Annotated in this window: 12 protein-coding genes; 8 read left to right on the top strand and 4 right to left on the bottom strand. The window is 76.3% G+C overall.

The annotated features are described in order from the left end of the window. The gene (locus Ae150APs1_RS02195; protein ID WP_075295426.1) at positions 1-1,017 is read right to left on the bottom strand and encodes an NAD(P)/FAD-dependent oxidoreductase; all 1,017 of its coding nucleotides are present in this window, start codon (positions 1,015-1,017) and stop codon (positions 1-3) included. A gap of 67 nt (positions 1,018-1,084) precedes the next feature. Between Ae150APs1_RS02195 and Ae150APs1_RS02190 the strand changes: the two genes are divergently transcribed. Next, complete coding sequence (locus Ae150APs1_RS02190) at positions 1,085-1,675, top strand: XRE family transcriptional regulator (RefSeq protein ID WP_010232023.1); 591 nt, start codon at positions 1,085-1,087, stop codon at positions 1,673-1,675. An 18-nt stretch (positions 1,676-1,693) separates the two neighbouring features. On the opposite strand, the gene Ae150APs1_RS02185 is transcribed toward Ae150APs1_RS02190, so the two are convergent. Further along, positions 1,694-2,983 carry a M20 family metallopeptidase gene (locus Ae150APs1_RS02185; RefSeq protein ID WP_249266525.1) on the bottom strand — a complete coding sequence of 430 codons (1,290 nt, stop codon included), beginning with the start codon at positions 2,981-2,983 and terminating at the stop codon, positions 1,694-1,696. Positions 2,984-3,060: 77 nt separating this feature from the next. Further along, a complete protein-coding gene (locus tag Ae150APs1_RS02180) occupies positions 3,061-4,038 on the bottom strand; it encodes a 5'-3' exonuclease (protein ID WP_075295424.1) in 978 nt (325 codons plus the stop codon). Between the two features lie 70 nt (positions 4,039-4,108). Between Ae150APs1_RS02180 and Ae150APs1_RS02175 the strand changes: the two genes are divergently transcribed. The 7 genes from Ae150APs1_RS02175 (at position 4,109) to Ae150APs1_RS02150 (ending at position 10,117) form a co-directional block, all read left to right on the top strand. Then, the gene (locus Ae150APs1_RS02175) at positions 4,109-4,801 is read left to right on the top strand and encodes an ANTAR domain-containing protein (RefSeq protein WP_349289867.1); all 693 of its coding nucleotides are present in this window, start codon (positions 4,109-4,111) and stop codon (positions 4,799-4,801) included. Beyond that, entirely contained in the window at positions 4,798-4,914 is a 117-nt protein-coding gene (locus tag Ae150APs1_RS34495; RefSeq protein ID WP_349289866.1) for an ANTAR domain-containing protein, read from the top strand. The genes Ae150APs1_RS02175 and Ae150APs1_RS34495 overlap by 4 nt, the downstream gene beginning before the upstream one ends. A gap of 105 nt (positions 4,915-5,019) precedes the next feature. Further along, positions 5,020-6,153, top strand: a complete 1,134-nt coding sequence (locus Ae150APs1_RS02170; protein ID WP_060575951.1) for a Xaa-Pro peptidase family protein — start codon at positions 5,020-5,022, stop codon at positions 6,151-6,153. Between the two features lie 96 nt (positions 6,154-6,249). After that, positions 6,250-6,450 carry a PspC domain-containing protein gene (locus Ae150APs1_RS02165; RefSeq protein ID WP_029239434.1) on the top strand — a complete coding sequence of 67 codons (201 nt, stop codon included), beginning with the start codon at positions 6,250-6,252 and terminating at the stop codon, positions 6,448-6,450. Between the two features lie 283 nt (positions 6,451-6,733). Further along, positions 6,734-7,579, top strand: a complete 846-nt coding sequence (locus tag Ae150APs1_RS02160) for a PIG-L deacetylase family protein (RefSeq protein ID WP_060575952.1) — start codon at positions 6,734-6,736, stop codon at positions 7,577-7,579. A gap of 62 nt (positions 7,580-7,641) precedes the next feature. After that, on the top strand, positions 7,642-9,351 hold the full coding sequence (gene lnt, locus Ae150APs1_RS02155; protein ID WP_249266177.1) for an apolipoprotein N-acyltransferase: 1,710 nt from the start codon (positions 7,642-7,644) through the stop codon (positions 9,349-9,351). Continuing rightward, positions 9,344-10,117, top strand: coding sequence for a polyprenol monophosphomannose synthase (locus tag Ae150APs1_RS02150; protein WP_033200745.1), 774 nt, complete (start codon positions 9,344-9,346; stop codon positions 10,115-10,117). The genes lnt and Ae150APs1_RS02150 overlap by 8 nt, the downstream gene beginning before the upstream one ends. A 25-nt stretch (positions 10,118-10,142) precedes the next feature. Here Ae150APs1_RS02150 and Ae150APs1_RS02145 read toward each other — a convergent pair whose 3' ends face one another. After that, positions 10,143-11,894 (bottom strand): DUF885 domain-containing protein, encoded by a 1,752-nt coding sequence (locus Ae150APs1_RS02145; RefSeq protein WP_075301579.1) that lies wholly within the window; start codon positions 11,892-11,894, stop codon positions 10,143-10,145. Between the last annotated feature and the right edge of the window lie 43 nt (positions 11,895-11,937).

Raw genomic sequence — 11,937 nt, 5'->3', positions numbered from 1 at the left:
TCAGGGCGCGAGACCGTGCACCCGATCACCGGCCACCCGGCCGGCGCACTCCCGCTCGGCCCCCGCGGAGAACGCGGGCTCCCGGGCCGCCTCCACCGCCGTGGCGATGTCGGCGGTCAGCAGGTCCCGGGTGATCCCCGCGGCCGCGGCGGCCCCGGCGGCGACCGCCGCGGGGACGGTCGCCATCGGGTCGGTGACGTTGCCCGCCGCGAAGATTCCGGGGACCGCGGTGGCGCCCATCGGGTCCGCGGGCAGGTGGTCGCCCAGCCCGGACGGGTGCTCGGTCACGGTCAGGCCGAGCCCGTCGAGGAACCCGGCCCGGGCCCGCGCCCCCGGCGAGACGGCCAGCGCGTCGACCGGCACGACGACGCCCGAGGTCAGCCGCAGCCCGGCGAGCCGGCCGTCCGGGGCCTCGACGGCCGTCACCTCCCCGTCGACGACGGAGATCCCGCAGGCGGCGAACGCCTCCCACTGGTCGTCGCCGGGTTCGGGGCCGGTGTGCAGGAACAGTGTCACGTCGCTGCTCCAGCGGGTCGCGATGTGCGCCTTCATCAGGTCGTGCGGCCCGGTGGACAGCACGCCGATCCGGGTGTCGCGGTGCTCCCAGGCGTGGCAGAAGGGGCAGGCGAACACCGGGCCGCCCCAGTGGCCGGCCAGGCCGTCGACGGCCGGGAGCTCGTCGGCGAGGCCGGTCGTGACGAGCAGCCGGCGGCCGGTGACCTCGCGTCCGTCCGCGGTGCCGACGGCGAACCCGCCATCGGGCAGCGCACGCGCGGAGACGGCGCGGGCGTCGCGCACCTCCCCGCCGTAGCCGGTGACCTCGGCGCGCCCGATCCGGGCGATCTCCGCGGGCGGCAGGCCGTCGCGGGTGAGCCAGTTGTGCACCCCCTCGGCCGGGGCGTTGCGCGGGGTCCCGTCGTCGAGGACGAGGGTCCGCCAGCGGGACCGGGACAGCATCAGCGCGGCGGACAGGCCGGCGGCACCGCCGCCGATGACGATCACGTCGTAGTCGCTCATGCCGTCGAGCGTGCGCGCCCGCGGAGAAAACTGGCAACTATCGTTGCCGGAGTGGCAAACTGACCGCATGGACGAGGCGATCGCGGACACCCTGGCCGGTGTGGGCCCCCGGCTGGCGGGCCTGCGCAGCGAGCGCGGCATGACACTGGCCGACCTGTCGGAGGCCACCGGCATCTCGGTGAGCACGCTGTCGAGGCTGGAGTCCGGTGGCCGCCGCCCGACCCTGGAGCTCCTGTTGCCGCTGGCCACCGCCCACCAGGTCCCGCTCGACGAGCTGGTCGCCGCGCCGCCCGTCGGGGACCCTCGGGTGCGGCTGCGGCCCCGCCGGGTGCACGGCAGCACCGTCGTCCCGCTCACCGAGCGGCCGGGCGGGCTGCAGGCGTTCAAGATGATCGTGCCGTGGCGGGGCGACGAGCCGGCACCGCAGGTGCACGAGGGCTACGAGTGGCTCTACGTGCTCGACGGCCGGCTGCGGCTGGTCCTCGGCGGGCACGACGTCGTCCTCGGCCCCGGGGAGGCCGCCGAGTTCGACACCCACGTCCCGCACTGGTTCGGCTCCGCCGAGCGCGACCACCCGGTGGAGCTGCTGAGCCTGTTCGGCCCGCAGGGGGAGAAGATCCACACCCGGGCCGCGCCGCGGAACCGCCGCCCGGACTGAGCCGCGAGGCCCCGGGGCTCAGGGGCCGTCGAAGTACGACGGCACGTCGACCGGGCCGCCCGCCTCGGCGAACTCGGCGGCGACGGCGGCGCGCAACCCGTCGTCGTGGAGCAGGTCGGCGACGACGAGCGCCAGTCCGGCCGCGCCGTCGAGCACCGCCCGGTCCCCGGCGGGCCCGCCCGCGGCCTCGGCGAACCCGGTGGTGTGCAGCGCCGTCCCCGGCTCCGCGATCCCGATCATCGGATGGATCGACGGCACCCGCAGCGACACGTTCCCGAGGTCGGTCGAGCCGGTCTCGGTCTCCGGGACGACCCCGCGGGGGAGCACCCGCCGTCCCCGCCCCTCCTGGTGCACCGCCCAGCGCGCGGCCAGGGTCCGGTTGTGCCGGATCGGCAGGTAGGCGGGCTTCGGGTCCCACTGGAGCGTGTAGCCGCAGCCGGTCATCGCGGCCGCGGCGACCGCGATCGCCTGTACCCGGTCGGTCAGGTCCCGCAGCGTCTCTGGGTCGGGGGAGCGCAGGTAGTAGCGCGCCGCCGCCCGCTCCGGGACGACGTTCGGCGCCTGCCCGCCGTCGACGACGATCCCGTGCACCCGGTCGGTGCCGGGGAGGTGCTGGCGCAGCATCGCGACGCCCTGGTAGCCCATGACGACGGCGTCGAGCGCGTTGCGCCCCATGTGGGGCTGGGCGGCGGCGTGCGCGGCGACACCGTGGTAGGTCACCTCGAGCTGGCGGCGGCCGAGGAACGGGTGGTCGGCGATGTCGTGGGCGAACGGGTGCAGCATGACCGCCGCGTCGACGCCGTCGAACGCGCCGTCGCGGGCCATCGTCTCCTTGCCGCCGCCACCCTCCTCGGCGGGTGTCCCGAGCAGCAGCACCGTGCCGTCCGGGGCGTCCGGGCCCGCGAGCAGCCGGGCCAGTGCGAGGAACGCGCCGGTCGCGGCCGTGCCGATCACGTTGTGCCCGCAGGCGTGCCCGATGCCGGGCAGGGCGTCGTACTCGGCGAGGACGGCGACGGTCGGGCCGCGGCCGTTCCCGGCGCGGGCGCGGAGCGCGGTCTCCAGCCCGTGCACGCCGACCTCGGCGGTGATCCCGTGCCGCGCGAGCAGGCCGGCGAGCGCGGCCGCCGAGCGGTGCTCGGTGAACGTGGTCTCCGGGTGCGCGTGCAGGTCGTGCGAGAGGTCCCGCAGGTCCCCGGCGAGCTCGTCGACCGCCGCCGTGACCCGGGCGCGGGCCGGGGCGGGCGCCCCGTCGTGCGGGGAGGTGATGGGCTCGGCGGCCGCGGCCCGCCGCGCGGTCTCGCGGGCCACGGCGTCGTCGTGGGCCCGGCTCGGCTGCTGTGGTGGCTGGTGGTCGGGGCACGTCACGGCCCCGATCCTCGCACCGGTCAGGACGCGGCGGCCGCCAGCGCCTTCCGCAGGCGCGCCACCGACGACTCGAGCCCCCACCGCTCCGCGAGCTCGTCGAGCCGCGCCGGGTCCACCGGCTCGGCAGGCAGCGCGGTGTCGTCGATGCTCATCCGCACCGGGGCGTCGGTGACCACCCGCACCACCGGTTCGACGACGTCGAGGTAGTCCCGCGCCGCCGTCATCTTCGCCCGAGGCCCGGCCGCGAGCCGGGGGTCGCCGTCGGTGACGGCCGCCAGCAGCTCCGCCCACGACCCGAACCGCCCGACCAGGGTCGCCGCCGTCTTCGCGCCGACACCGGGGACACCGGGCAGCCCGTCGGAGGGGTCGCCGCGCAGCATCGCCATCTCGGCGTACGCGGCGCCGGCCCGGTCCCGGGGCAGGTCGTACTTGGCGGCGACCTCGTCCGGCCCCAGGTCCTCGGCCTTGTTCAGGCCCCGGCCGATGTAGAGCAGCCGGACCCGCGGGCGGCCGTCGCCCGGGTCGCGGACGATCTGCATGAGGTCCCGGTCCCCGGACACGGCCAGCACCGGGTCGGCGGTCTCCCGGTCGGCGAGGGTGCCGATGACGTCGTCGGCCTCGTGCCCGTCGGCGCCGGCGGTGCAGATCCCCGCCGCCGCCAGCACCTCCATGATCACCGGCACCTGGGGGCCGAGGGTGTCGGGAACCTCCTCCGGGACGCCGGCCGGGACCTCGTCGGCCGCCCGCGCCGCCACCACCCGGTGCGCCTTGTACGAGGGCAGTGCCGCCACCCGGAACGCCGGCCGCCAGTCCAGGTCCAGGCACGCCACCAGCCGGGACGGCCGCTGCTCCGTGACCAGGCGCGAGATCATGTCGGTGAACCCGCGGACCGCGTTGACCGGTGTTCCGTCCGGGGCGGTGATGCTCTCCGGGACCCCGAAGTACGCGCGGAAGTACATGCTCGCGGAGTCCAGCAACAACAGCGGGCGGTCGCTCATGGGCGTCGAGTCTGTCACTCACGGCCGGTGGCGCGACGCGACACCGCCTGACCGGTGCATCGTGGTGCCGGTGGAGCACACGCACGGGGTCCCGGTCGGCGAGGGCGAGCAGGAGTGGACGGAGGACCGTGCCCGGTTCGTCGTCGCCCAGGGCCGCGACGGGCACGCGGAGGACGGCCTCGCCGCGACCGGCCCGCTGGCCCGCGAGTTCGCCGAGCTGACCCGCGCACTGCTCGTGTCCGGCACCGTCGGCGACGTGCTCGCCCGGGTCGTCGAGTCGGTCCACCGGGTGGTCCCGGGCGCCGACCTCGTGAGCGTCACGCTCCGCGAGGACGACGGTCACTTCCACACCCCGGTCGAGACCGGCCCGGCCGCGTCCGCGATCGACCAGGCCCAGTACCGCAGCGGCCGCGGCCCCTGCGTGGAGTCCGCCCGCGCCGAGGGCCCGGCGCTCGCCGTCGCCGCGGACCTGCGCACCGACGGCCGCTGGCCCGAGTTCGCCGCGGCCGCGGTCGAGCACGGCTACCTGTCGGTCCTGGCGACCTCGCTGATCCCGGACATCGCCCCGCCCCGGCTGCCCGGCGCCTTCACGCCCGCCGACCAGGACCGGATGCTGCTGCTGTCCACGCACCCGTCCCTGGCGCTCGCCACCTGCGCGGCGGTCTCCGCCGCGGGTCTGCAGGAGGCCCAGATGCGGCGTGCGATCGAGTCGCGGGACCTCATCGGGCAGGCCAAGGGCATCCTCATGGCCCGCCGGGCATGACCGCCGACGAGGCCTTCGACGTGCTCCGCCGCACCTCCCAGGACCTGAACGTGAAGCTCGTCGAGCTGGCGGGGACCGTGACCGCCCACCCGGACGCGCTCGACGCGGAGTGACCGCGGGCCCGCCCGCGAACAGCCGTCGGCGCTGGTCCGGCCGGGGGACGCGCGCTGGGCCGGGCGGCGGTCGCACACCCCGCGTACCCGCATACGCTCACGCCCATGACCGACGCCGTCCCCACCGAGCTGCTCGCCGACCGGCTGCGCCGGGCGGGTGAGCACGCCGCCGACCAGGGTACCGACGTGCTCTTCCTGACCCCCGGCACCGACCTGCGGTACCTGACCGGGTTCGACGGGTCCTCGCACGAGCGACTGACCTGCCTCGTCGTCCCGGCCGCCGGGCACCGTGCGCCGCCCGCGCTCGTCGTCCCCGCGCTGGAGGCGCCCGGCTTCGCCGGTGTGCCGCTCGAGGCGCTGGGCATCGACCTCGTCACCTGGACCGACGGCGAGGACCCCTACCTGCTGGTCAGCGACCTCGCCGGGGGCCCGACCCGGATGTCAGTCGACGACGACATGGCCGCCCGCCACGTCCTCGGCCTGCGCAACGCCTTCCCCGACGTCCCCCAGGTGCTCGCCGGCTCGGTGCTGCGCGAGCTCCGGATGTGCAAGGACACCGGGGAGATCGCGCGCCTGCGCGACGCCGGCGCCGCGATCGACCGGGTGCACGCCCGGATGGGCGAGTGGCTGCGTCCCGGCCGCACCGAGGCCGAGGTGGGCGCCGACGTCACCGCGGCGATCCTCGCCGAGGGACACACCGAGGCCGCGTTCGTCATCGTCGGGTCCGGTCCCAACGGCGCCAGCCCGCACCACGACGTCTCGGACCGGGTGATCGAGCCGGGCGACGTCGTCGTCATCGACATCGGCGGCCCGCTGCCCGGTGGCTACAACTCCGACTGCACCCGCACCTACGCGGTGGGCGGCGAGCCCGCCCCGGAGGTCGCGAGGACCTACGCGGTGCTGCAGGAGGCGCAGGAGCGCGCCGTCGCCGCGGTGAAGCCGGGCGCGACCGCCGCCGACATCGACCGGGCCGCGCGCGAGCACATCGCCGCCGCCGGCCACGGTGAGCACTTCATCCACCGCACCGGGCACGGGATCGGGCTCGACGTGCACGAGGAGCCCTACATCGTCGACGGGAACGACCTGGTCCTGCAGGAGGGCATGGCGTTCTCGATCGAGCCCGGCATCTACCAGGCCGGGCAGTGGGGTGCGCGCATCGAGGACATCGTCGTCGTCACCGCGGGCGGCGCGGAGCGGCTCAACAACAACCCGCGCGACCTCGTCGTCCTCCGGGGGTGATCCCCGGGGTGGTCCCCGGGTGATCCCCGAGCGCGGCCGGCCCCGGAACTGCCACCCTGTGAGGGGTACACGCACCCACATCCGAAGGAGCGTCCGTTGAACATGCCGCAGTCCCGCAGTCTCGTCCGGCCGCGCAACGGCACGGTGATCGCCGGGGTCTGCGCGGGCCTCGCCGACCGGTTCGGCCTGGGCCGCGGCACGGTCCGGCTGCTGTTCGTCCTGTCCTGCCTGCTGCCCGGCCCGCAGTTCGTGATCTACATCATCCTGTGGATCATCATGCCGAAGGCGCAGTACTGACCGACCGGTCCGCCCCGGCGGTGGACGGGCGTGTGCCGCCCGTCGCCGCCGGGGTGCCTGTGGGCGCTCTCGCACGCCCCGCCGTCGCCTCCGCGGCACCGTGCTGCCATGATGGCCGCGTGATCGACCCGACGACCGCCGCCGCGCGCACCTCCGTGCGCGTCGTCGCGTGCTGCTGTCGTCCGGGTCCGTGCCCGCGACGCTGACGTCCCCCGCCTCCGCGTCCGGCACCGGTCCCGTCCCGCCCGGCCGTCACCGGCCCCGCACGCGAAGCGATCACACCGTGCCCCTGCACCACCCCGCACCCCTGAACGGTGCGCACACCCCCGACCTCTCCGGCGAGACCGTCGTGGCGCTGCACGCCCACCCCGACGACGAGTCGATCTTCACCGGGCTCACCCTGCGCCGGCTCGCCGACGCCGGCGCCCGGATCGTGCTGGTCATGGCGACCGGCGGCGACCTGGGCGGCTCCCGGCTGCCGCTGGCCGACGGGGAGACCGTCACCGCGCGGCGCCGCCGCGAGCTGGAGGACGCCGCCGCGCTGCTGGGCGTGTCCCGGCTCGTCCTGCTCGGGCACCGCGACTCCGGTCTGCCCGGCGGGCCCGGCACCGCGCACCCGCACGCCCTCGCCGGCGCCGACCCGGTCGTCCTCGGACGCACCGTGGCCGAACTCGTCGACGCCGAGGGCGCCGGCACCGTCGTGCACGACGACGACGCCGGCATCTACGGCCACCCCGACCACCGCGCCGCGCACGCCGCCGGCGCCGTGGCCGTCGCGCTCACCGGCGCGACCGGCTACCGGATGACCGTGGACCGGGAGCACCTCGCCGTCTCGGCCCGGGACGGGCACCTCGTCCACGGCGCCGCCCGGGCCGCGGGCGTGCCGTTCGGCCGGGTCACCGCCGAGATCGCGGTCGCGGTCGCCGGGACCGCCGCCGAGCTCGCCGTCAAGCGGGACGCGATGCTGGCGCACGCCAGCCAGATCGACCCGGCCGGTGTCCCGGGGGACGGCTTCGCCGCCGCCTACGGCTACGAGTGGTTCCTGCGCGGGGAACGCGACGGTGCCCCCGCCGCACCGGGCGTCCTCGACGCCCTCGGCAACGCCCACCTGCTCGCCGGCGCCCGCTGAGCGGACCCCGGTGATCGATCCGGTCACCGGGGGCTCACGGTCGCGGTCGTACCCTCCTCGGTGTGGCGTCCGTGCGCGTGCCCCCAGCTCCCGGCCCGGTGGCCGGTGACCCCGCAGTGAGCCGCCGCCGGCGGCGGCTCGCCTCCGGTGCCGTCGCCGCCGTCGCGGCCGCCGCCGGGGTGCTGCTCTACCTGTCCTTCCCCCCGCGCGACGGCCTGTGGTGGCTGGCGGTGCCGGCGTTCGCCGTGCTCGGCCTGCTGCTGCGGGACGCCCGCCCCGGCCGCGGGTTCCTGGCCGGGTTCGCGTTCGGGCTCGGGTTCCTGCTCCCGCTGCTCGTCTGGGTCGGCGCCCTGGTGCAGACCCCACCGTGGCTGGCGCTGTCGGCGTTCGAGTCGCTGTTCCTCGGCCTGACCGGCGCGGTGATGGCGCTGGTGTCGCGGGTACCCGGGCGGCTCGGCGTGCTGTGGCCGGTGTGGGCCGCGGCCGTGTGGGTCGGGGGCGAGCTGCTGCGCGGCAGCGTGCCGTTCGGCGGGTTCCCGTGGGGCCGGGTCGGGTTCTCCCAGCCGGAGTCCCCGCTGCTCCCGGTGGCCGCGATCGGCGGTGTGCCGCTGCTGTCGTTCGCCACCGTGCTCGCCGGGCTCGCGCTCACCGAGCTGCTCCGGCGCGCGGTCGCGGGCCGGGTCGCCGGCCTGCCGGCACCCCGTCCCGCCGGTGACGGCCGCGCGGGCGCGCTGCGGGCGGTCGCCGTGCCGGTCGTCCTGCTGCTGCTCGTCGGGGTGGCCGGACCGCTCGCGGCGCTGGTGCCGCCCTCGCCGGGGCCCCCCGCCCGCACCGTCACCGTCGCCGCGATCCAGGGGAACGTCCCCCGGCTCGGCCTGGACTTCAACGCCCAGCGCCGGGCCGTGCTCGACAACCACGCACGCGAGACCGAGAACCTCGCCGCCGAGATCGCCGCCGGCCGGCAGCCGCAGCCGGACCTGGTGATCTGGCCGGAGAACTCCTCCGACATCGACCCGCTGCGCAACCCGGACGCCGCCGCCCGGATCGACGCGGCCGCCCGCGCGGTCCGGGCCCCGATCATGGTCGGGGCCGTGCTGGTCAACCCGGGCCGGACCACGAGCAACGCCGCGCTCGTGTGGGAGGCGGGCACCGGCGTCGTCGACCGGCAGGACAAGCGGCGCATCCAGCCGTTCGGCGAGTACATGCCGTGGCGGTCCTTCTTCCGCCTCTTCTCGTCCTACGTGGACCGGGCGGGCTACTTCGTCCCGGGCGGCGGTGACGGCCTGGTGGACCTGGCCGGGGTCCCCACCGCCGTCGCGATCTGCTGGGAGATCGCCTTCGACGACGCGTTCGGCGACGCCGTCGACGCCGGCGCGCAGCTGCTCGCCGTCCCCAGCAACAACGCGACCTTCGGCTTCTCCGAGATGACCTACCAGCAGATGGCGATGTCCCGGGTCCGCGCCGTGGAGTTCGACCGGCCGGTCGTCGTGGCGACCACCAGCGGGGTGTCCGGGATGATCACACCGCAGGGTGCCGTCACGGCCCGGACGGGCCAGTTCGTCCCCGGAGTCCTGGTCGATCGCATCGAGCTGCGCACGACGACTACGCTGTCCGCACGGCTGCGCTCCGGACCGGAGTGGACGCTGACCGTGATCGGCCTCCTCGCCGCCGGTGCCGCATGCGTGGCGGTGCGGCGGGAACGGGGCGAGGCAGTAGGGTCGGCGGAGCCGTCGGATCGGCGCGCGCGGGCGGGGAAGGACGAGGATGGCTGAACCACCGGGCCCGGTGCTGGTCGTCGTGCCGACCTACGAGGAGCGGGAGAACCTCGGTCCCGCGGTCGCGCGGCTGCACGCGGCGGTCCCGGCGGCCGACGTCCTCGTCGTCGACGACGCCAGCCCGGACGGCACCGGTGAGCTGGCCGACGAGCTCGCCTCGGCCGACGAGCGGGTGCGTGTCCTGCACCGGGCCGGCAAGGACGGCCTCGGTGCCGCCTACCTCGACGGGTTCCGGCACGCCCTGACCGGCGAGCACCAGGTCGTCGTGGAGATGGACGCCGACGGCTCGCACGCCCCCGAGGACCTGCCCGCCCTGCTGGCCGCGCTGGGCGACGCCGACGTCGTCCTCGGCTCCCGGTACGTGACCGGTGGCCGCGTCGTGAACTGGCCGTGGCACCGCGCGGCGCTGTCCCGCGGCGGGAACCTCTACTCGCGGCTCGCCCTCGGCGTCCCGATCCGCGACATCACCGGCGGCTACCGCGTCTACCGGCGCTCCGTTCTGGAGCAGCTGCACCTCGACTCGGTGGCGTCCCAGGGCTACTGCTTCCAGGTCGACATGGCCTGGCGCGCCGTCCGGGCGGGCTTCCGCGTCCAGGAGGTGCCGATCACGTTCACCGAGCGGCAGCGCGGCGCGTCGAAGATGAACGGCGCGATCGTCGCCGAGGCGCTCTGGCGGGTGACCTGCTGGGGTCTGTCGCACCGCCTGGGCCGCGACCTCCCGCAGGAACCGGCCGGCCCGGTCGCCGAGGGCGCCCGCTCCTGAGCGGACGCCCCCGGGGCACCGGGGCTCACGACCGCGCGGGGAGCTCCGCCAGCTCGGGGACCAGGTCGTCGAGGCCGAGGGTGCCCTGCGCCAGCGCGGCGGCGTGCCAGGCGGCCAGGTCGAAGGTCTCGCCACGGGCCCGGTGCGCCTCGCGGGCACGCTCGCGGCCGGTCAGCCAGGCACGCTCGCCCAGCTTGTAGCCGATCGCCTGGCCCGGCCCGCCCAGGTAGCGCAGCAGCTCCGAGTCGGCCAGTGCGTCGCCGCCGCCGACGTGCATCCCGAAGAACTCCCGTCCCAGCTCCGGGGTCCAGGTCAGGCCCGCGCCGACCGGGGAGTCGTCCGGGACCGGCAGCGACAGGTGCATCCCGAGGTCGATCACCACGCGGACCGCGCGCAGCATCTGGCCGTTGAGGTAGCCGAGCCGTGAGCCCGGGTCGGTGTGGTGGCCCAGCTCGTCCATCAGCAGCTCGGCGTAGAGCGCCCATCCCTCGACGTCCGCGCTGACCGCGCCCACCAGCGACGTCTGGAACGTCGACAGCTCGGAGGACCGCAGCGCCCAGGACGCCAGCTGGAGGTGGTGCCCCGGGACGCCCTCGTGGTACCAGGTGCTGATCAGGTCCCACATCGGGTAGCGGTCGTCGGGCGTGGCGGGGAGCCAGGTCCGGCCCGGCCGGGAGAAGTCCAGCGACGGCGGCGTGTAGTACGGCGCCGCTGCGCTGCCCGCCGGTGCGAGGCGGGACTCGACGTCGCGGATCCGGCCCGACAGGTCGAAGTGCGTGCCGTCGAGCTCCGCGATCGTGTCGTCCATGATCTTCTGCAGGTGTGCCCGGGCGGCCTCGCCACCCTCGACGACACCGCTGGCGCCGCCGTCGGAGTCGAGGAAGGCCATCGCCTCGCGGGTGGTGCCGCCCGGGACGATCCGGTCCGCCTCGGCGGCCATCTCGTCGCGCAGCCTGCGGAACTCCGACCAGCCCCAGGCGTACACCTCGCCGGGGTCGATGTCGGCGCCGTTCCAGAAGCGGGACGCGATCCGGTACCGGTCGGCGCCGACGCCGTCCGGGGTGCCCTCCGCCGCGGGCAGGTACTCCTCCCGCAGCCAGTCCCGCAGGCCGGCGAGCGCCTCCGACGCCTGCGCCGCGCCCCGGTCCAGGTCGGCGCGCACCCCCGGGCCGACCTCGGCCTGCCCGGCGAACCCCGCGAACCAGCCCCGCCCGCCGGCGTCGGCGTTCCAGGACTCGATCTGCTCCGCGACCCGGGCGACCTGCCGGGGCGCCGCCAGCAGTCCCTGACGGCGGCCCTCGGCCAGCGAGGCCCGGTACTGCTCCATCGCGGCGGGCACCGCCGCCATCCGGGCGGCGACGGTGGCCCAGCCGGCCTCGTCGTCGACGGGCATGAGCGTGAAGGCGGTCCGGATCGTGGCGAGCGGCCCGAACAGCTCCTGGACCACGCGCAGCGGCTCGCCGGACGCGGCGTGGTCGATCTGGGCGCCGAGCCGCTCGGTCAGCAGCCGGGCGCAGCGCCGCTCGTCGGGGTCGGCCGGGTCGGGGAGCGCGGCGAGCCGGTCCAGGGTGTCCCGGCAGGCGGCGGCGACGGCGGCGGTCCCGTCGGGGGAGAGGTCGGGCAGCTCGTCCTGCCGCTCGGTGTACCCCAGGTCCCCGGCGAGGATCGGGTCGAGGCGGGCGAGGCGGCGGACGTGGTCGTCGGCCAGGTCCCGGACATCCCGCACGGGACGGCCGGCTCCGCCGGGGCGGGTGGCGCTGCTGCTGTGATCGCTCATCGCCGCCATCATGCCCCGGACACGACGGAGCCCGGACCCCCGC

Origin of the sequence: Pseudonocardia sp. Ae150A_Ps1 (assembly GCF_001932315.1) — a bacterium.
In the GTDB taxonomy this organism is placed as follows: domain Bacteria; phylum Actinomycetota; class Actinomycetes; order Mycobacteriales; family Pseudonocardiaceae; genus Pseudonocardia.
Note: the sequence above shows the minus strand (reverse complement) of the source record. Positions and strands in the feature narration are given on the sequence as shown.